The organism is Acetobacter orleanensis (assembly GCF_001581005.1).
In the GTDB taxonomy this organism is placed as follows: Bacteria; Pseudomonadota; Alphaproteobacteria; order Acetobacterales; family Acetobacteraceae; genus Acetobacter; species Acetobacter orleanensis.
The window spans coordinates 1-19,562 of record NZ_LHZV01000065.1; the positions used below are offsets into that span (position 1 = coordinate 1).

Below are 19,562 nucleotides of genomic sequence, written 5' to 3' on the forward strand. Positions count from 1 at the left end.
GGTCTCCACAGCCCTGCCCGCCACTCATGCGCCAGCCCTGCTTGTGCCAGATACAGTGCCGCAGCCTTCGCGGACTTTGCGCAGTCAGCCCTCAGCAACATTGCTCCCACTGGGCGCTGTTCCGCCGCCGGGCCAGCGGATTGCACTGGCGGATGATGCCGCCTTCTCATTTCTATACGGCCATCTGGCTTTGTTCTGGCGACAGGCCGGGGCGGAACTGGTGCCGTTTTCTCCGCTGGCGGATGAAGCGCCTGATCCATCCTGTGATGTCTGCTGGCTACCCGGAGGGTATCCAGAACTGCATGCTGGCAGGCTGGCCGCCGCAGAGCAGTTTCGGCATGGTCTCGCCGCGTTTGCCAAAACCCGGCCTGTACACGGGGAATGCGGGGGCTTTATGGTGCTGGGTGAGGCGCTGGAGGATGCTCAGGGCACCCGGCACCGAATGGCTGGTCTGCTGGGCCATGCCACGTCCTTCGCAAAGCGGAAGCTGAATCTGGGCTACCGGGAGGCCACGCTACTGGGCCCGTCCGTGCTTGGGCAGGCTGGCACCATTCTGCGCGGGCATGAATTTCATTACGCAACGGTGCTGGACGCCGGGGTGGACGCTCCGCTGGCGCATTTGCGGGCAGGGGATGGTATGGACCTTGGCCCGTGCGGTGGACGTCGCGGGATTGTGTCCGGTTCATTTTTCCATGTGCTGGCTTGTGGTGCTTCGGCCCCGCCCCCACATTCCCCCATGTCTCGTAGCGGGTCTGCCTGAGGAGAGAAACATGGCGCAGTCTTTCCCTGTTTTGTTAGTGCGCCACGCACCCGTTATGGTGCCGGACGGTGTGTGTTATGGGCGGCAGGATGTCGCCCTGCGTCCGGGGTGGGAAGGGGTGACGTCCGGGCTGGCCGTTCTGGCGCAGGGTGCGGTCTGCCGGGTGCTCTATACGTCTCCCGCCGCACGATGCCAGCAGATGGCCCGCAAACTTGCCGCCTCCGCAGGGATGGAGTTGCGGGTTGATGCGCGGCTGGCGGAAATGGATTTTGGGGAATGGGAAGGCCAGCCATGGCACGAGATTGACCGTGGCCTGCTGGATGCATGGGCAGCAGACCCGGAAGGCTTTGTGCCACCGGGTGGGGAGAGTGGTCGTGCATTGTGCCGTCGTGTTCTGGCGTTCTGGCAGGATGTGCAGCAGGAACGCACACCGGTCTGTGTGCTCTCCCACGGTGGTCCGCTGCGGGTACTGAGCGCGCTAGCGGCTGGCACGCCACCCGCTTTGCTGGCTCCATCCATGCCGCAGGGCTTTGCCAGATTGTTTATGGTCAATGCGTCCACGGGCCTCCTGCCCGAAGTACCGGATGGTGCCGAGCCTGTGGCCAAAGTTCAGTCCGGCATTGTACCGCTCTGGACAACGACGCATGAGGCTCGCCTGACACAGGCTGAAGCCAGCAGTGCATTTGCAAAACCCGATACAGGATCAGCCCTCTCATGACGTCTGCCGTGCCACCCTCTCCAGAAAGTGAAGCCGCTCGCCATCGCGAGAAAATGCAGAAGCGCAAAGCCGTGCAGGATCAGGAAGTGGCTGGCAAGCAGATCGAAAAGGGCCTGCTGATGGTTCATACCGGGCCGGGTAAGGGTAAATCGACCGCTGCCTTCGGTCTAGCTTTGCGCACAGTGGGTTACGGCCGCCGCGTGGTGGTGGTGCAGTTTATTAAAGGCGCGTGGGACACGGGTGAACGGCGCGCGCTGGAACGGTTTGGAGACCTTGTGGCGTTCCACGCTCTGGGCGAGGGCTTTACATGGGAAACACAGGACCGCGCACGGGACATCGCCGCTTGCCAGCAGGCATGGGCCGTAGCGAAAGAGGCGCTTTCCCGCCCGGATGTTGCGCTTGTGGTGCTGGATGAATTGAATATTGCTCTGCGATATGATTATCTGCCGTTGTCCGACGTGCTGGCGGCTTTTACAGCGCGCCCGCCCGGCCAGCATGTGGTGGTGACAGGCCGAAACGCCAAACCGGAGTTGATTGAGGCGGCGGATCTGGTCACGGAAATGGCTCTGGTCAAACATCATTTTCGGGATGGTGTGCGGGCGCAGCAGGGCGTGGAGTTTTGAGCGCACGTGTTCTCATGGTGCAGGGAACAGGCTCAAGTGTCGGCAAATCAACTCTGGTTGCGGGTCTGGCGCGGGCTTTTACCCGGCGCGGCCTGCGCGTGCGGCCTTTTAAGCCGCAAAATATGTCCAATAATGCGGCTGTTACCGCAGATGGCGGAGAAATAGGCCGCGCACAGGCGCTTCAGGCCCGGGCCTGTGGTGTGCGCCCTACTGTGGATATGAATCCGGTTCTGCTCAAGCCTCAAGGCGAGACTGGCGCACAGCTTGTTGTGCGCGGGCAGGTGCGCAGCAGCTTAGGTGCACGGGATTATCAGAATCGCAAGGACACGCTTCTCCCCGTTGTGGTCGAAAGTTTTCAAAATCTGGCGGCACAGGCGGATATTGTTCTGGTGGAGGGGGCTGGCTCAGCGTCTGAAGTCAATCTCCGCGCGCGGGACATCGCCAATATGGGCTTTGCGGAAGCTGTCAACGCACCAGTTGTTCTGGTAGGCGATATTGATCGCGGTGGAGTTATTGCCAGTCTGGTTGGCACACAGGTTGTGCTGCCCCCGGAGGATTCTGCCCGTATAAAAGGTTTTATTGTCAATAAAATGCGTGGTGATCTCTCCCTGTTTCATGATGGAATGGATTTTATCGCGCAGCGCACTGGCTGGGCGGCTCTCGGTCTGGTGCCGGACCTCCCATCTGTCCGCACACTTCCTGCGGAAGACGCCGCCGACCTGCTGACCAATCTGAAAGCAGCCAGTGCAGCGCGTCCGGTTGCGCGTTCCGCACCCAGTCCAGCCGCAGCCCGCTGCGTGGTTTCCTCAGTTGGGAACGCAGAAGAGCCTTACACAGCCTCTTCCAACGCAACGCCTGTGTACAGTCCTGTGCATAACGGGGGTAAGAGGCCAGAAAGCCCCTTGCGCATCGCTGTGCCACTCCTACCAATGATTGCAAATTTTGACGATCTGGACCCGCTCTGTTCAGAGCCGGGTGTGCTGATCCTTCCCGTGCCGTGCGGAGAACGTCTGCCGGAGTGTGATCTTGTCCTGCTTCCCGGCTCCAAAGCCACACTGACGGACCTCGCAACCCTCCGGGCAGAAGGTTGGGCGGACGCCATAAGGGTGCATGTCGCCCACGGCGGGCATGTGATGGGGATATGCGGAGGCTATCAGATGCTGGGTCAGAGCGTTGCGGATCCGCACGGCACGGAAGGGCCATCCGGCACTGCCCCCGGCCTCGGTCTGCTAGCCGTGGAGACCGTGCTGAGCGCGACGAAGCACCTTCAGGACATCTCCGGCACACTTGCAGGCACGGACCTTCCAGTTTCTGGCTATGAAATCCATACAGGCCACACCACCGGCCATGACCGCAGCCGCCCGCTGCTGGTTCTGAACGGGGTCGGAGAGGGCGCGGGTTCCACCTCGGGTCAGGTTTATGGCACGTATCTGCACGGTATTTTCGGGCATCGTGCGGCCCGCATGGCCCTGTTGGCCCGCGCTGGCGGGGCGGCGTTTCGGCCCGGCGGCGTCTGGTATCAGGCTAGTCTGCCCGAGCATCATGATACACACGTGGAGCAGGCGCTTGACAGGCTTGCCGACCATCTGGAAGCCCATATTAATCTGGATGTGCTACTCTCCCTTGCAACCGTGCCCGACTATAAGAGGCTGTTTCAAAAATCTCCAAGGTCAGTCTGACAAATCTTTGCCTGTCGGAATATGGTGCTTTTTTGCCCTATGCCACAGTATCGCGGCTGTAAGACCGCTCGTGCAGTATCAATCTCCTGCCAGTCGTCATCTTGCGTGTCGTCAGTTCTGAACTGTTGTCGTAGTGCTCAAGGCTGATGTATCTGGAAAAAGCGATCTTGTTACAACAATTTGCGCCACACAGAGGTTTTTCGTCAGGCAATGGCGAGATGCAATGACGCGGCCAGAGCATAAAAAAATGCGACCTCTCGTGGAGAGAGGTCGCATTTCAGAGGATAACGGGTAACACGCCTGTCCGCCCGTATGCAGGTTTCAGGCGTGTCTGTCTCCGGGTTTCAGGGTGCTGACGCTGCGCGGGTGTTTGTGCCCAGACGATAGCCTTCACGCTTCAGAACCTGAATCGCCACTTCTGAATATTGCCCAGTCAGCGGTGTGACATTGGCAGGCGCACACCAGAAGCTGAGTGTAACGGCAATATTAGCTGGCTGCGGTAGGAAGCCAACAGACGGAGCCGGAGTTTTCAGAACCAGCGCATCATTTTCAACCGTGCTGAGCAGTAGGGCACGGGCTTTATCAAGATCATCATTATAATCAATCAGCAGCGTGACAGAGGTCTGAAGCTGGGTAGACTGAGAACTATTCACCACAATGTTGTTGGAAAGTGTGCCATTGGGCACATAAACCATCTCATTTTTTGCATCCCGCAGAATGGTGCGGAACATCTCGATGGATTCCACGGTGCCCGCGCTGCCACCAGCCACAATGGAATCACCCACCTTGAAGGGGCGGAACAGCAGGATCAGAACGCCACCGGCAAAGTTGGCAAGGCTTCCCTGCAACGCCATGCCCACGGCCAGACCCGCAGCACCTAGCACGGCCACGAAAGACGTCGTGGCAATTCCGACCATGGAGGCTACGCTGATCAGCAGCAGTGCCTTCATCAACAGGCCCGCAACACTCAGCAGAAAGCCCTGCAATGTCGGTTCAATATGGCTTGCCATCATCATACGGCCCATGGCGTGGGTGACCATGTTGATAATTTTCCAGCCAACCAGCAGCACAATAAGCGCGAGCACAACCTGCCCCGTGTAACTTAATACTGTCGGGAGCCAAGTGTTAAGCTGAAGCCACAATGAATTAACCTGATGTTCCATAATCGTTCCTGAATGATTTGTTCATAACGCGCGTGCCTTGGCGCACTTCCCTTCTTAGTCCTATGTATTCTGGGTAATTTCAAGGCGAGATATGGGGATAGTTTTTCTGGAGAGACCGGCTGGCGCGCCCAAGACTTCGAGAAAGTCGGGTTTCGTTTTTTTAACGACTAAAGTGATAGGCTTCAGGAAGACCTGAGTTAGTCTGACCTTTGTTTATACACTGGACAGATAGCCAGTTTCGTAACGGTCAAAATGATGCGACCAGTCACGAAGCGTTTATTGAGGCCACTCTGTTTTTTCGTCCAGTTCAATAAAAAAGGCGCGGCCTTTGGCAGGACACGCCTTTTTTAAATCAGATGAGCAGAAAATTATTTCTGCACAGCCCAGCCTGTCTCACGCAGGCGGAAGGACAGAAGGATGGCCACGACAATGCCAATGACCAGCGGGAGGAAGGCCCGGTGGAAGACGGTCATTGTGTCACCGCCGCCACCCATCAGGGCAGATACCATGGGGGAGAGAATACCCGTCGTGCCAAACACAAGGAAGTTCATCACACCTGCGGCTGTCCCTTTGACTTCCGGCGGGTTGACTTCCTTCATGGAAGAAAACGGGATCATCGCGGCACCAGACGCAATGCCCATCACCAGTGCGACAGAATAACGCGGCATGACACCCACCGGCACATACAGTGCGCAGAGAGAAGCGGCCAGCAGCACAACCGCGCCGCCAATCAGCACTGGTTTGCGGCGGCCGATCTTGTCGGAAATCCAGCCCAACAACGGGCAGCCAATCACCCAGCCAATCGGCACCATGGAAACGTCGGACGCAGCGAACGCCATGGAGACATGCTCACCCTTGTTGAGCATGGATGCGCCCCAGCCCAGTGCGCCAATGGTTGTTGGCACAAACAGCAGGCCACCAATAATCCCGGCATACCAGCTTTGCGGGTTTCCAAAAATGATCTTGAAGGGTTTTAGCAGGTTTTCAGCAGAGAGGTGTCCATGGTGCGCCGCGCTATCTCCGGAATCCCGCGGCATGACAAACCATGTGGCGATGGCCAGTGTCACACCAATCACACCAAAGCCCAGCCACACGGTCTGCCACGGCAGGTGGAAGGAACCGGCAGGGTCAATCAGAATACGGGTCGGTTTGGAGCCAAAAGCAGCCCCGGCCATACCAAGGCACTGGGTCAGCCCCACAAACAGCGCCAGCGTACGGGCAGGCAGATACCGCGCGGCAACGTAGGAGGAGCCCACAAAAGCGCAGATGGCTCCCAACGCCTGAATGACATACCCGCCGAGCCCAGCGGCCACACTCCCTTGTGCAAAAATCAGGCAGCCAACACTGGTAATGGCAATACCCACCGGCATGGTGGCATGTGCGCCGTAACGGTCCAGCAGAACACCCACGGCGAGTGCCGCCAGCGCATAAACAATGTAGTAAGAGGCAATCATCAGGCCGAGATGGCTGTTGCCCCAAGCCTGCGTCAGTTCATCCTGCATAATGCCGGGGGCAGAGCGGATGGCATACTGGTAGAAATAGAACAGGGCGCAAAGAAACCACGCCAGCACATAAAGTGGCTGTATTTTTTGCGGCTGGCCTGCCGACGCGCTTTGCGACTGCGGGGCCGCGCTGGGTCTGTTGGAAGCCGACATTGAAAATCGCTTTTCAAAAAAGTGCCGGCTACACCCCTTCTTTAGAGGGGCGTAGCCATGCAGGTTGACTTATTTTGCAGGCGGACGGCCGTTTGCTGTGGCCACATGGCGGCCCCATGAAATCAGCTCGGACGTGCAGTCATCACGCGGAATCACGCATTCGATCAGGGTCGGGCCTTCCTTGTTGTCCAGCGCGACCTTTACCGCATCAGCCAGTTCCCCCGCTGTTTTTGCGCGCAAGCCAATGCCTTTGCCATCTTCAGCGTTAAAGGTGTTGATGATGTTGGCGTAATCCCAGTTTTTGATGTTGTTGTACGGACCATCATGAATTTCAACTTCGATGGTGTACCCAGCGTTGTTGATCAGGAAGATGATAACCGGCAGTTTGCGGCGGATCATCTGCGCCACTTCCTGCGCGGTGAGCTGGAAGGAACCATCACCTACCATCAGAATGGTGCGGCGTTCCGGAGCACCCACGGCGTAACCAAAGGCTGCCGGAACGGACCAGCCAATATGGCCCCACTGCATTTCCAGTTCCACGCGGGCACCATGTGGCAGATTTGTCCGCATGACGTTAAACCAGCTATCCCCGGTTTCACCCAGAATGGTCGTGTCTGATGTTACAAGGCTCTGCAACGTCTGCTGGATGTCCGCGCGGGTCAGAACGTCATCACCGCTGCCGGTGGTTTCCACCGTTCTTTCGGTGTGGACGCGCTTATACTGAACCAGCGTGGAGTCTTTTTTAGGCTTGTTCTGGAAATAGGTTGCCAGACCTTCCAGCAGTTCCTTCAGATGGATATTATCAAAGGAATAACCAGCAACTTTAGAGATATTCTTGTCCAGAACAGCGACGTTCGGGCCTTTGGGCCAAGCTGTCCAGCCTTCGGTGGAGTAGTCGTTAAAAATGGGAGCCAGCGCAATGATGCTGTCCGTCCAGTTGAAGATTTCATTCACACCCGGTGTGGAGGCGCTGCCCCAATAGGTGCCCACATAAGCGGGGTGATCTTCCGGGAAGAAGCTTTTGGCAGCAGCCATGGTCGCCACAACACAGCCCAGAGCGTCAGCCAGTTTGACAGCAGCTTCTTCCGCGCCAGCAGCGCGCAGGCGGCTGCCGACCAGAATGGCGGGCTTTTCGTGCTTTTCAATGAACTCCGCAACAGCTTTTACGGCTGCATCCAGCGTGTCCTTGTCGGAAGCCGGAGCATCCACAACAGCACTGATGGGGCCGGGTGCGGCACAGGGTTGTGCGGACACGTTGCAGGCAATTTCAATATAAGCCGGTTTTTTCTCACGCAGAGCGGTGCGGATGGCGTGATCAATTTTTTCCGGCGCATCCTCAGCGGATGTGATGGAAACGGCAGCGCAGGTCAGCTTTTCAGCAATCTGGAGCTGGTAGGAATAATCCGTCGTGCCAATGGTATGGTGCAGGATGTGCCCGCTACCATGGTCATTGGAGTTCGGTGCACCGGAAATCAGGATAACCGGCAGGTTTTCCGCATAAGCGCCGCCAATGGCGTTCAGGGCGGACAGTGCGCCAACGCTAAAGGTCACAACCGCAGCGCCCGCACCGTTTGCGCGGGCATAGCCTTCGGCAGAGAAGCCGCAGTTCAGCTCGTTACAGCAGTAAACCTGCTCACAGTCTTTATTCATCAGAAGCTGGTCGAGCAGAACAAGGTTATAATCCCCTGCCACTGCAAAATGATGCTTCAGACCAATCTGGGCAAGACGCTCAGCAAGATAAGTGCCAACTGTATAAGACATCGAGTTCTCTCTCCTTTGGCGAGTATTTTGCAATTCCAGATTATTGGAACGGCAAATATCGGAAGGTGACGTAAACCGTGTTGCCCGATGTTGTCGGGTAGACACTGTTGTCGTGACCGTCATTGCCTCTGAAGGCAAACTTCCGGATATAGGTATATTGCAGGCCGCCCATCACGCTGCCGTAGCGGCCTTCAACAAAGTGCCACCAGCCACCGGCGGTCAGGGAGGCCAGCGTGCGGGTCTGGGCGTTACAACTGCCGAATTCCACGTCGCATCCGCCCAGATTAAGGTCATTCACCCCGTAGCCATACTGGGCGCCATCAGCCCCCATGTAGCGCTTGCGTCCGGCTGTCTCGATACCCCCGTAGGTGTAGAGCAGCACGGACTGGGAGGGGTGGCCGATAAGGCCGAGTGAGCCCATCAGTTCCGGCACGGGGGAAAGCACCCCGCGGGCATTGGGTGTTGTGTCGGGAATCAGGCTCGGCCCGTAGCGGCCAATGCCTTCCCCTGCCAGAATATTGCCTGCCATCTGGAGTTTTTTGGTCCCCAGCGGTGTTGTCATGCCCGCGCCAACGCCGCCACCAAACGTCGTGTGCTTTTTGGTAGTGGTCATGCCCGGTTCTACGGCAAGGGAGCGGAACCAGCGCGCCATGCCGAACACTTCATAATGCCCGAAGGACGTATCCACCGCCCCTTTCAGGATAACGTCTGGTGCGGGGTTGTAGGTGTATTGCGCACCCGGATTCAGCAACACACCGCCGCTGTTGGAATAATAAATGCGTGCGCCTGTTTTTTCTCCGTACGCCGCAGGCAGGGTGCTGCCGGAAGAGAGCGGGGAAGAAAAAGCGACGGTTGCCTGTGGGTCTTCCACTGAGAGGCCAAGCCAGTATTTTTCGTGCCAATCTTTCCCGATGCGAATTTGCGGCACACGGGTAAAGGTCACACCCGGAATCTGGTTGTTATCCGTAACCGCAGGGAGTTGTTCCTGCCGTGGGAGCAGACCTTTGGCGTAATTGGTGGACAGGCTCCATGCCTGCCCCATCAGGATATGGAGCCCCCAGTCTTTCTGGGTGAAGGTAAAATACCCCTGCCGCATGCGCGGTGTGTAACCGCTAATCTGCACACTGTTACTGGTGCCGGCAGCGCCAGCAAAATCGCTTTCCACATAAGCTTGCAACCGCACGGCTTTGGAAGGGTTAGCCTCCATCAGCACAGACATCCGGCTGAGCTGGGCGGACATACGCTCCTCGCTCAATCCATGATTGGGGCTGTTGGCGTAAGGGAAGTTGTTCCATGCCGTGGCGGGGCCGCTGGTCATATTGGAACTGCGCCAGATGTTGGAGAACTCTACAAAACCACCAAGCTTTACGGAAATGCCGCCGATGCTGAAAATCGGGGGCAGGCGATCCACATCTGTCTGGGTGATGGAAGAGGGGCTGGAGGAACTGAGGTCAATGCTTGACCGGGCAGAGCCGTTCTGCGGCTGCTGTGGCATCCAGCGGAACCCGGCAAAGCCTGACCCGCTATTAACAGGCGCGTGCTGAGTAGGACCGACCTCAACAGGCTGCGCACCACCGGAGAAGAGAATACCGGGGTCCGCTGGGCCATTTGTTTGCAAGCCGTAAGGTGCCTCTGGATAGGTATTCTGTGCGCTTGCCGTTGAATGGTTGCCTGTGGCGGCCAATTTTGTGGCATTAGGAACATGGGATGCGGCACCAGACCGCGCCGCCGCAACCTGATGTCCCTTTTGCGGGTGTTTTAATGCCTGCCGGTGTTCAATTGCCTCTACCTGCGCGGCCAGTTTACGCATCTGTTCTTTAATGGCGGCGAGTTCCTGTGCATCATCCGCATGCGCCAGCGAGGGGTCGCTCAGAACACAGGCAAGCGCAGTACCAAGCAGAAGCCGGGTATCCCTCTTTCTGGTGTCGCTAGAACCCCGGGGCACAGGCGGTTTCACACTCAATCCTCAGAAAATTATCAAACTTTATTATAGATAGGATTGTTTTCTGTGGAACGAGTAGAAGTCTCAATGATTCATATCAATATTACAGAGTGTTAATTATATCAAAAATAGCAGAAATTATTTTGCACGATATGATTTATAAAAACTGAGTATATACCAAAAAACCTTAAAATAAACTTTAGTGTCTTGTGACGCTTTGAAAACGAAGGAAAGAGGAAATTTAAGAGCGGATCAATGTGTTTTTAGAGTCATTTTCAAACGCACGAAAAGCTTTGAATTGATAGAGAATATTCATAAAACGTCAAAAATCTGTCATGCTCTCGCAGGGCACACTCCCTGCAAAGACTCGCATATTTTTTGCCATGCTGGGGCATTACGCGGCACACTCTTAAAAAATCCCGGCCGCATGTAGAAATTTCAGCGGTTAATCCACTGCCTGCGGGCCGGGTTGCGCTGTTCCCATCCACGTCGTTCCAGTTCGGGCGTGTCGGCTTGCTCTGCTGGATAACCGACGCACAGATAGGCCAGAAACTGCCAGTCTGGCGGCATGCAGAGTGTGCGGCTGGCCTCTGCGGGGTCCAGAATGGAAACCCACCCTAACCCGACCCCCTCCGCCGTGGCCGCCAGCCAGAAGGTGTGAATGGCCATAACGGCGGACCATACGGTTGTTTCCGGCATGGTGCCGCGCCCCAGCCCGCGCCCCTGCGCGGGGTTGGTATCACAGAACACGGCAATCTGATGGGGGGCATCATCCAGCCCGGCCAGCTTGAGTGTGGCGTAACGCTGGGCGTTGTCTCCGCTATGGCCGGTCAGGGCCTCCGCATTACAGCGGGAAAAATTTTCTCGGATGGCTGTTCTGCGAACCGGGCTGTCCACACGGACAAAGCGCCAAGGCTCGCTCAGCCCGACAGAGGGTGCCAGACAGGCGGTTTCCAGAAGGCGTAACAGTAAGGCCTCCGGCACGGGTTCCGTGCGGAAATGCCGCACATCCCTCCGCCATGTAAAAAGCTGGTCCAGAGAGGCACGAAAAGAAGGGGAAAAGAGCGGGGCTGTCATGCTGTGATCATGAAGAGAAGCGCGCCTATCAGCAAGCCTCCTCTCAGAATAAGGCAGGCACGCCGGTATAGCACCAGCCCCTTGTCCAGATCTTCCACCGTTGCGTCTGGCGTACCATCGCCCATCCACGCATCGTCCACCCGCACATCTTTATAGAGGCGTGGACCGGCCAGCCGTAGGCGCAGGACTCCGGCCATTGCCGCTTCTGGCCAGCCCGCATTGGGCGAGCGATGGCGCGGCGCATCCCGCCGCACAGCCTCACGCGCAGCAGTCCGGCGCTCTGCCGGGGCCGCTAGAATGAGACAGAATGCCGCAAGGCGGGAGGCAGGGAGGTTGACCGCATCATCCAGCTTTGCGGCGGCCCAACCAAAGGCGGCGTGGCGTGGGGCGAGGTGGCCAATCATGCTGTCTGCCGTATTGACGGCCTTGTAGAACACTGCTCCCGGCAGACCGAATATGGCAGCCCATAGCAGGGGGGCCACAATGCCATCTGAGAAGTTTTCGGCCAGACTTTCCAGTGCTGCTCGCACAATGCCCGCTTCATCCAGCGTGGCAGTGTCTCGCCCGACAATTTGCGCCACGGCCAGCCGCCCACCGGCCAGCCCATTCTGCCGCAGAGCAATACCCACAGCGCGCACATGCTCCCACAAGGATTTTTGCGCGACCAGCGTACAGGTTGCCACGGCCTGCACCCCTAGCATGAGAGGAGCGGGTAGAATCTGATAGCCCAGACCAAGGATTGCTCCGGTTATCCAAAGCGGTACGCCCACAATCAGCGTCAGCGCCAGCACACCCATCCAGCGGCGTTTCTGCTCGGAAAATTCCGGGCGGTTGAGTGCTGTGTCCAGCTTCTCTATTAGCGCGCCAATCCACATCACCGGGTGCCCAATGGCAGCCAGCAGGGCAGGCGGATACCCACAGGCGGCTTCCAGTAAGGCGGCAAGGGCTGCTACGGGAAAGGTGACGGAGAGAGGGAACATCATGCGGGCAGCAGACTCACTAAGCGGGCAGGCCGGAATAGACCCGACCGGAAGTACGCAGGGCAGGAAGCAGACCAAGAGGCAGGCCCGAAGCCCACAAGCCAGCCCGCAGACTACCACGCAAGCCCCGCTTGCGGCCATGACTACCTGCGTAGTGCCGCCCAAGTTTCCAGAATTGTCATCTTCTGGTTTGGCGGATGCTGCGGCTTTGCAGCCTTCCGTGTCTGCGCCTTTATCAGCCCCATCGCCCGTTACGCTGCCCGTCTTGCCGTCAAACCTGCCGCTGGAGCGTGTCCCTCTTCCTTCTCATGGCGGACAGGTGCGTGCCGTCATGGTACATTTTCCGACAGCGCCCCAACCATATTATGATCTTTCCACCGGCATCAGCCCCTATCCTTATCCTCTTCGTATGCCGGAAGTGTCAGTGCTGGCCCGTCTGCCGGAGGAGGAGGAAGAGGCCGACCTTCAAGCCGCCGCCGCCTTTGCTTACGGCCTGACACATCCCGACATGGTGGTGGCCGGGGCGGGGAGTCAGAGCCTGATCGCTCTCTTGCCACGCTTGCTGCCCGCGCAGCGCGTGTGCCTGCTGGGGCCAACCTATTCGGGCCATGCACAGGCATGGTATTTACAGGGGGTGCCAGTGCAGCAGGTGACGGACCCAAGCGCGCTGGAACACGCGGCCGAGCAGCCCGGCACCGTCTGCGTGGTCTGTAATCCGAATAATCCAGATGGGCGACTGATTGCATCTGAGTGGATGCATAGGCTGGCCGATCGTTGCGCGGAACACGGCAGTTTTCTGGTTGTGGATGAAGCCTTCGCGGATTTTGAACAGGAGAGCATCGCGCCCCTGCTGCCGCATCCCGCGCTGGGCGTGTTACGCTCATTTGGCAAAACCTATGGCCTGCCGGGTGTGCGTCTGGGGTTTTTGCTTGCCAACCCGGAGCGGGCAGCACAGGCGCGCGCGCTCCTTGGCTCTTGGTCGGTGGGGAGTCTCGCTCTGGCTGCCGGACGGCAGGCGTTACGAGACACCGCGTGGCTGCATACCGCCCGAGCGCAGGCCCGCGCGGCCCATACTCGCCTGACAACCCTTCTGGATGCGGCGGGCTTACCGCACACCGGGCAAGTCAGCTTGTTTACATTGGTGCTGCATCAGCTGGCGCCAGCACTCTGGCAGCATTTCTGCACATACGGCCTCGTGACCCGTATTTTTGCAGAGCAACCGGGGCGTCTGCGGGTCGGCCTGCCTGCGTCAGAAGCGGCATGGGCCCGGTTGGAAACGGCTTTGCAGGCATGGACTGCTTTACACGCAGGTGGCGCACCATGACAGTTCATTTGGCTTATCGGACTATCCGGCTTGTCTGCCTCACAACCAGTCTGCCAGACGCTATCACACAGGGCCGTATTCCACCCCGTGAGACCCAGAGCATAGCCCACATTCCAGCCGAAGCGGAGGCATTCTCTTTTCCGCCTTTGCGCACACCGCTACGTTTTACACACATTATTCTGGCGGAGGATTGCAAAGCGGTAGGTTTGCCCAGTGATTCCGCAGTGCCCATCACACGCACCACGGCCCTAAAGGATCGTGATTACGGCACATGGCATGGGCAGGCCTTGCGTGATCTGCCCTCCGAAGCACTCAGCGCATTGCTACAGGATATGGATTTTGCACCCCCCGAAGGAGAGAGTCAGCGTCAGTTTCAGGAGCGGGTCGCCCTATGGCTTGCCCTTTTGATACGCCCCGAGGAGGGAGAAGCTCAGGCCCAGCCGGCTGCAGAAGGAACCTTATTACCGCACACGCTCACGCTACTGCTTATCACCCGGCCCGCCGTGGTGCGTGCGATCGCGACCCATATTCTGCACGGCAGCCCGGAGATGGCTGCCCGACTGGACATTGCGCCCCAGACCAGAAGCTTGTTCACCCATCATGCTGGTCTGGGGCGTGTGCGGATGCTGGGTGCGCCGTAAAAGAGGCGTCAGGGTTGCGTCGGAGTGCTGCGTTCTGCGGACGCTGGATGAACGCTGTTATTTTTTACGGGTTTTAGCGCGGTAGAGAGACAGGACCAGCAGCAACTGCGTTCCAACGAGCCCGCCTTCCAGCAGCCCTCTTTCAAAGTCTGCAATTGGCAGGTTGACAACAAGGAGTAGCAGCATCGGAGCGAGGGGGATAAAAAACAGGGTTTTCAAGGGCGTGTGTTCAACAGCTTTTGCTTTGCACCGTGTATGCATTTTCCAGATCCTCTGCCGGCAAACGACTCACTAACAAACCGTAATAAAAAAGCTGGCATATCCGTTCTCACGGCGCAAGAAGATTTGTCTTCCGCTGTGTCAACGGCTCTCATGCTCCCGTAAGGCGCAACGCAAACTTGGTTCCGTCCCGATATACGGCAAATTTTGGTGTTTCATGCACAAGGTTGGCGGGTTTCAGCAGGGAGCGGGCAGCCTCCCATTCTTCAGGGGTGTGTTCGCGACTGTCGACACCCACCTGCCGGAGGCGGGCATAGCCAAACAGGGCATCGTCACTTATCTGCTGGCGTGGCAGAAGCTCTGCAAGATAGGGCATGCCTGCAATGGCGTTTTGCACAATGGGAGCCTGTGCCTCCGTGCCATAAACAAACAGATCATCCCCTTTCTGGAAACCGGCATCATCCAACTGGTTTGCCAGCCGTTCCGCCTGTGCTCTCTGGAACTGCTCTTGCGCCGTCATTGTGTTTCCAAAGCTGAAGGAAACCACATAGAAATAGAGGAGCGGAATAATAGCCAGCCAGCGGAACCTCTGGCCTACAGCGGTCTGAATGAAAAACAGATTGGCCAGAATGACGCAGCCCGAAAAAGCCATGAAAATGCGGGGCGAAAGAACCGTGTTGACTAGAATCAGCACAATGCCCGGCACAAGCAGCAAAAGCAGGAACGGCACACTCACCAGCACCACTCCATTCAGTTTTGCTATTATCCCTCTCCGCCGCATGGCGGGCAGCACGTCCGACCAGACACAGAACGCTCCAAGCACATAGAAGGCGCACAGGATAAGTCCCGGACCGCCATGCAGGAGAGATGCCAGAAGGAAAAACGCCTGCTGCACATTATCCCACAGTAAACCATGGAGCATGTTGTGCAGGCTCATGGTTTCACTACGAGGTGCGGCGTAAGAGCCACCTACAAAATGCCGGACAATGAGTACGTGATATGCCGCATAGGCTACACCCAGTGCGCCGACCCGCAAGCCCATGCCGCGCCATGCCGCCTTATCCTGCGCCTGTTGTGTGTCACTCATAAACAGCAGGACGGAGAGTGCTAGAAACGTGTTGAGCGCTGGCTGATAAAAACATAGGAGGGCAAACAGGAAAGCCGAGCAGGTGGCAAAATTCCGTCGGCCAGACCAGCCTTCCGGCACAAGTGCGGCCAGAACAGCGCAGGTCTGGGCCATAAGCATGGGCAATGCGTCGAATTTATAAGACAGATTTTCGAGAAAAAAAGGTTGGACCGCAAGAGGCAGAGCACACAGGCAGACGGACAGATCATCCATTCTGCGACCGCGCAGCAACCGTGCGGCCAGCAAGGCGCCGCTTCCTGAAAGTGCGAGTAAACCCAAAATCTGCCCCAGCGGGGCAAGATCGGGAATATTATGCGTGCGCAAACTCAGCGCGTTCATCAGGGCTGTCGAGAAAATTCGTCCGCTGTGGCTCCATGTGTAGCCATACAAAGCGCGGGCATTGTCATCCATATATGGCGCGTTGGCCAGAAAAATGGGGAGAGCAAACAGGCAGCTTAAAATGAAAAGCAACCAGACATGTCTGGTATGTAGTTTAGGCCAACTCTGGTCCATACCAGTCACGCGGCTCCTCTGGTCCGTAGGGTGCCGCTATTTGTTATCGCATCGTGAGTTGTTCAGAAAGAGCAGGAAGAGGGTGGCAGCCCTCTTCTGCGGTCGGGATGGAAAAAAGCCCTTAACTGCGGGCGCGTGTTGCCAGAAGGGGCGTGGCGAGTGCCCCGAAAATCAGCCCCATGCTGCCCCATAACACACATTGCATGCCAAGGGCGGCTTCTCGAAAGCGCCAGAGCACCACAGCCGGAAATCCATCCGGTACCTCATTCACATCCGGCAGACCAAACTGCACCAGTGCGACGAGCAGGATAAACACTGCTCCGCCACACAGCCAGCCGGTCCAGCTATCGCGCATCTGGGCCGCTTTTTGACCAATCAGGCAGGCAATGGCGGCCACACAGATGGAAAGGGCAATCATGACGAAATAGGTTTCCGTCCGCAACGCCAGTGAGGCCGGATTACCCACAGCGGGCGGGTTGGGCGGATATTTCAGGTCAGGTACCAGCACAACGGTCACAAAACCAGCAACCGCCAGCAGAAGCGCCAGCACACGGGGGGATGAGATGGACAACCGCCCATACGCAAAGGAAAATACCAGAGCAAACAGCCCGCCAAAGCCCACGCCATAAAGCAGTGTGGCTGTAGCCAGACCGTAGCTGGCCTGCACGGACCGGCTGACGAGCTCCGGTTCCGGTGTAATCCCTTCCGCCGCACTCCGGGCGGCCTCAAAAGCAATGGCTAGCGCAACCTGCGGTTCCCCAAAAATACGGGCAAATGCAAAGGCAAGTGCAGCCGCAAGGCACCCGGCAATCATGCCGCGTGCCAGCAAACGTCCAGCAATCATTAGAAAAAACCCTGCGGTTCAGTGGCAGGGAAAGCCCAGCAGATGGCGGCCATCATGCACAAACTCATGCACCTCATGGCCAGAAATCAGGGAGATAGCGCCTTGTTCAGCCCCGACAAAATACAGCATCAGCACGGATACCAGCAGGCCGAAAACGGCCCATGGCAGCAACGCGCCAACCGGAATGGCCACGGGGGCAGGGGCCGCAATGGCGCGTGCGCGGGGGGAGGAAGGGTGCATCATCAAACAGGCTCCGCTGGTAAAAACGCGTTCCGCGGTGGAGGAAAACAGGTGGCTGGAGGTCTGACTTCCCACGTTCAGAACGCGGATTACAGTGGCGCGACCGTGCCGGACTTGCACCGGCTTCTCCTTACTGTGCCATAGTGTGGCGGTGGCCTGCCGGACTGTCAATTTATTCAGTCGCCCGTTCGGCCTTGGTGCTGGTCAGGTCCCGCAGCAGTGCCACTCCCCGGCGAGGTATTTTTCGCCCGGAATTCTTCACAGCAGCGTCGTGAAACTTGCCAGAACAAAGCACTCGGTCAGAACGGCCACGGCTCCCAGCACATCGCCAGTATAACCGCCCAGCAACCGCCGGGCTGCAACCGTCACCAGCCCGCAGGCTGCAAGCGTGGCGGCAACAGACAGAAGCCCGATGTGCAGCACCATCAGGCGCGCATCATAAAATCCGCTTGCGTGAGGCCATATTTGGCGGGAGAGCGACAAAATTTTCCCAGAGGGCTGGATGCTGTTCCAGAGAGACATGACGCATGGACCGTCTGCCCATAGCCACGCCAACGCCCCAACACTTGCCCCGGCCAAAATCAACCCCAGCCAGAACGGTGTGCGCGGCAGCGGGCTGAGTGAGCGGGCCAGACCGTCTGGACGGGCAGGGGTCAGGAAGGCAGGCAGAACCAGTAACGCTGCCCGCGCCAGACAGCCGGACACGACCAATGCCAGCAGAACCATGCCAGCCGGAAGGGCCGCTAGAGATGAAGCACGCACCAGCAGGCTCAGGCTGAGGGCCAGCACACCGTAACTGCCAATCCGGCTATCCCGCATGATTTCAAGCCGACGCTCCCGCGAAGGCCCACCGCAGCCATCTGCCAGATCAGCCAACCCATCTTCATGCAGGCCGCCTGTCAGCACACATTGGACAGCCAGCGCCAATCCCGCCGCAGGCAACGGGGCTACATGCCCTAGCCGGAGGAGGCAGAAGATTGCGCCAATGAGAGCGCCGATTACAGCGCCAATCAGCGGCCAGCACCAGATAGAGCGCCCCATTGGCCAAGGCGCGGTGCTCACCCGTTGAGCGGGAGAAAGGAGCCAACCAGTGGGCAGTTGGGTCAATAAACTCAGTCCGCAGGCCATATCCAGCCGAAGTCGTGCACTAAAGGATTCAGCCGGACCGGACATGCTCATGCGCGGCCTGATACTGCTGCCTGCGCAAAAGTTGCCATCCCTGCATGGCACGCAACAGCCGCCCGCAGCAGCGGTACCGCCAGCGCCGCTCCGGAGGCTTCCCCCAGCCGCAGGCCAAGGTCTAGCAATGGGGCTAGTTCAAGCTGTGCCGCCAGTCGTGCATGGCCTGCTTCCGCAGAACAATGGGAGAGGCGGGTATGGTCCAGCCCACCAGATGCCGACGCTCGCTGTGCTCCAGCCATGAGGCGCGCGAGCGGTGCCACCGCCGCCGTGCAGACAAACCCATCTAGCAGCACCGGAATACCAAAATGTCGCGCAGCCAGTGTTGCCCCCAGTAAGGCGGCAAGTTCATATCCGCCCAGTCTGCGCGCAACCTCAAGGGCATCAAACTGAGGTGGTGTCCCATTTGTTGTCATGTCTGCTTTGTGGTGCGCCAGAGCAGCGTCAATCACCCGTGCTTTGTGTGCCACGCCGGAGGCATCCAGCCCGGTGCCGCGCCCAGCCCATTCCGAACCGCTCCCGCCGAACAGTCCTGCCGCCAAGGCTGCGGCCGCTGTGGTGTTGCCAATGCCCATCTCTCCCACACACAGCAGGTCACACTTGCGCGGCACGGCGTTAAATCCCGTCTGCACAGCTTCCAGAAAAGCCTCTTCCGTCATGGCCGGAGCCATCGTGAAATCTGCTGTTGCGGTGAGGTGCTGTACGGGTACCACGCGCAAAATCGCCCCTGCCACGGTGGCTAACTGGTTGATTGCAGCACCCCCTTGTTCAAAGTTCTGCACCATCTGAGCGGTCACAGTCTGAGGCCAAGGTGAGACCCCTTGCTGAACCACACCATGATTGCCCGCAAAAATTAGAACCTGCACCTGCTCAAGCCGAGGCAACGCCCGCTTCTGCCATCTGCCCAGCCATTGTGTCAGGTCTTCCAGTCGCCCCAGACTGCCCGCTGGTTTGGTCAACTCAGCCTCGCGCAGGGCAATTTGCTGTTGCACGGCGGTATCTGGCTCCGGCAGCGCAAGACAGGCCGCCCGCAGGGCCGCGAGTGACGAGAAAGAACCAGAGGATGAAGGGAGAGAGGTTGGTGGCATGACCCGCAATATATGCTGTTATAAGCGCCA

Annotated in this window: 16 protein-coding genes and 2 pseudogenes; 6 read left to right on the forward strand and 12 right to left on the reverse strand. The window is 58.2% G+C overall.

Annotated elements, in window-relative coordinates; genetic code table 11:
* From AD949_RS09970 to AD949_RS09985, 4 genes and pseudogenes are all read left to right on the forward strand, one after another.
* Window positions 1-760: pseudogene (locus AD949_RS09970) on the forward strand (hypothetical protein); the annotation flags it as partial.
* 10 nt (window positions 761-770) lie between these two features.
* A pseudogene (locus tag AD949_RS09975) lies at window positions 771-1,328 on the forward strand (histidine phosphatase family protein); the annotation flags it as partial.
* Window positions 1,329-1,474: 146 nt separating this feature from the next.
* A complete protein-coding gene (cobO, locus tag AD949_RS09980; protein ID WP_048835551.1) occupies window positions 1,475-2,101 on the forward strand; it encodes a cob(I)yrinic acid a,c-diamide adenosyltransferase in 627 nt (208 codons plus the stop codon).
* A gap of 14 nt (window positions 2,102-2,115) precedes the next feature.
* Window positions 2,116-3,780, forward strand: a complete 1,665-nt coding sequence (locus AD949_RS09985) for a cobyric acid synthase (protein ID WP_048835550.1) — start codon at window positions 2,116-2,118, stop codon at window positions 3,778-3,780.
* A gap of 344 nt (window positions 3,781-4,124) precedes the next feature.
* Here AD949_RS09985 and AD949_RS09990 read toward each other — a convergent pair whose 3' ends face one another.
* From AD949_RS09990 to cbiB, 6 genes are all read right to left on the reverse strand, one after another.
* Window positions 4,125-4,943: a mechanosensitive ion channel family protein gene (locus AD949_RS09990; protein WP_048835549.1), complete on the reverse strand. Its 819-nt coding sequence runs from the start codon at window positions 4,941-4,943 to the stop codon at window positions 4,125-4,127.
* Between the two features lie 368 nt (window positions 4,944-5,311).
* Window positions 5,312-6,598: an MFS transporter gene (locus tag AD949_RS09995; RefSeq protein ID WP_244463327.1), complete on the reverse strand. Its 1,287-nt coding sequence runs from the start codon at window positions 6,596-6,598 to the stop codon at window positions 5,312-5,314.
* A 69-nt stretch (window positions 6,599-6,667) separates the two neighbouring features.
* Window positions 6,668-8,359 (reverse strand): alpha-keto acid decarboxylase family protein, encoded by a 1,692-nt coding sequence (locus tag AD949_RS10000; RefSeq protein WP_048835548.1) that lies wholly within the window; start codon window positions 8,357-8,359, stop codon window positions 6,668-6,670.
* A 40-nt stretch (window positions 8,360-8,399) separates the two neighbouring features.
* Complete coding sequence (locus AD949_RS10005) at window positions 8,400-10,316, reverse strand: hypothetical protein (protein WP_048835547.1); 1,917 nt, start codon at window positions 10,314-10,316, stop codon at window positions 8,400-8,402.
* Between the two features lie 423 nt (window positions 10,317-10,739).
* Entirely contained in the window at window positions 10,740-11,378 is a 639-nt protein-coding gene (gene bluB, locus AD949_RS10010; RefSeq protein WP_048835546.1) for a 5,6-dimethylbenzimidazole synthase, read from the reverse strand.
* The gene (cbiB, locus tag AD949_RS10015) at window positions 11,375-12,361 is read right to left on the reverse strand and encodes an adenosylcobinamide-phosphate synthase CbiB (RefSeq protein ID WP_048835545.1); all 987 of its coding nucleotides are present in this window, start codon (window positions 12,359-12,361) and stop codon (window positions 11,375-11,377) included. The genes bluB and cbiB overlap by 4 nt, the downstream gene beginning before the upstream one ends.
* Window positions 12,362-12,548: 187 nt before the next feature.
* Between cbiB and cobD the strand changes: the two genes are divergently transcribed.
* Window positions 12,549-13,682: a threonine-phosphate decarboxylase CobD gene (cobD, locus tag AD949_RS10020; RefSeq protein ID WP_371277362.1), complete on the forward strand. Its 1,134-nt coding sequence runs from the start codon at window positions 12,549-12,551 to the stop codon at window positions 13,680-13,682.
* Window positions 13,679-14,323, forward strand: a complete 645-nt coding sequence (locus AD949_RS10025; protein ID WP_048835544.1) for a histidine phosphatase family protein — start codon at window positions 13,679-13,681, stop codon at window positions 14,321-14,323. The genes cobD and AD949_RS10025 overlap by 4 nt, the downstream gene beginning before the upstream one ends.
* A 57-nt stretch (window positions 14,324-14,380) precedes the next feature.
* Here AD949_RS10025 and AD949_RS10030 read toward each other — a convergent pair whose 3' ends face one another.
* From AD949_RS10030 to cobT, 6 genes are all read right to left on the reverse strand, one after another.
* Window positions 14,381-14,584: a hypothetical protein gene (locus AD949_RS10030; RefSeq protein WP_048835543.1), complete on the reverse strand. Its 204-nt coding sequence runs from the start codon at window positions 14,582-14,584 to the stop codon at window positions 14,381-14,383.
* Window positions 14,585-14,693: 109 nt separating this feature from the next.
* Window positions 14,694-16,181, reverse strand: a complete 1,488-nt coding sequence (locus AD949_RS10035) for a glucosyltransferase domain-containing protein (protein WP_048835542.1) — start codon at window positions 16,179-16,181, stop codon at window positions 14,694-14,696.
* Between the two features lie 121 nt (window positions 16,182-16,302).
* Window positions 16,303-17,022 (reverse strand): CbtA family protein, encoded by a 720-nt coding sequence (locus AD949_RS10040; protein WP_048835626.1) that lies wholly within the window; start codon window positions 17,020-17,022, stop codon window positions 16,303-16,305.
* Window positions 17,023-17,043: 21 nt separating this feature from the next.
* Entirely contained in the window at window positions 17,044-17,268 is a 225-nt protein-coding gene (locus AD949_RS10045) for a CbtB domain-containing protein (RefSeq protein ID WP_048835625.1), read from the reverse strand.
* 255 nt (window positions 17,269-17,523) lie between these two features.
* Window positions 17,524-18,444 carry an adenosylcobinamide-GDP ribazoletransferase gene (locus tag AD949_RS10050; protein WP_141325370.1) on the reverse strand — a complete coding sequence of 307 codons (921 nt, stop codon included), beginning with the start codon at window positions 18,442-18,444 and terminating at the stop codon, window positions 17,524-17,526.
* Complete coding sequence (gene cobT, locus AD949_RS10055) at window positions 18,441-19,532, reverse strand: nicotinate-nucleotide--dimethylbenzimidazole phosphoribosyltransferase (RefSeq protein ID WP_048835540.1); 1,092 nt, start codon at window positions 19,530-19,532, stop codon at window positions 18,441-18,443. The genes AD949_RS10050 and cobT overlap by 4 nt, the downstream gene beginning before the upstream one ends.
* Between the last annotated feature and the right edge of the window lie 30 nt (window positions 19,533-19,562).

Coding starts and splice junctions, on each gene's coding strand:
- cobO (WP_048835551.1), top strand. CDS start 1,475: ATGACGTCTGCCGTGCCACCCTCTCCAGAAAGTGAAGCCGCTCGCCAT.
- AD949_RS09985 (WP_048835550.1), top strand. CDS start 2,116: ATGGTGCAGGGAACAGGCTCAAGTGTCGGCAAATCAACTCTGGTTGCG.
- AD949_RS09990 (WP_048835549.1), bottom strand. CDS start 4,943: ATGGAACATCAGGTTAATTCATTGTGGCTTCAGCTTAACACTTGGCTC.
- AD949_RS09995 (WP_244463327.1), bottom strand. CDS start 6,598: ATGTCGGCTTCCAACAGACCCAGCGCGGCCCCGCAGTCGCAAAGCGCG.
- AD949_RS10000 (WP_048835548.1), bottom strand. CDS start 8,359: ATGTCTTATACAGTTGGCACTTATCTTGCTGAGCGTCTTGCCCAGATT.
- bluB (WP_048835546.1), bottom strand. CDS start 11,378: ATGACAGCCCCGCTCTTTTCCCCTTCTTTTCGTGCCTCTCTGGACCAG.
- cbiB (WP_048835545.1), bottom strand. CDS start 12,361: ATGATGTTCCCTCTCTCCGTCACCTTTCCCGTAGCAGCCCTTGCCGCC.
- AD949_RS10025 (WP_048835544.1), top strand. CDS start 13,679: ATGACAGTTCATTTGGCTTATCGGACTATCCGGCTTGTCTGCCTCACA.
- AD949_RS10030 (WP_048835543.1), bottom strand. CDS start 14,584: ATGCATACACGGTGCAAAGCAAAAGCTGTTGAACACACGCCCTTGAAA.
- AD949_RS10035 (WP_048835542.1), bottom strand. CDS start 16,181: ATGGACCAGAGTTGGCCTAAACTACATACCAGACATGTCTGGTTGCTT.
- AD949_RS10045 (WP_048835625.1), bottom strand. CDS start 17,268: ATGATGCACCCTTCCTCCCCCCGCGCACGCGCCATTGCGGCCCCTGCC.
- AD949_RS10050 (WP_141325370.1), bottom strand. CDS start 18,444: ATGAGCATGTCCGGTCCGGCTGAATCCTTTAGTGCACGACTTCGGCTG.
- cobT (WP_048835540.1), bottom strand. CDS start 19,532: ATGCCACCAACCTCTCTCCCTTCATCCTCTGGTTCTTTCTCGTCACTC.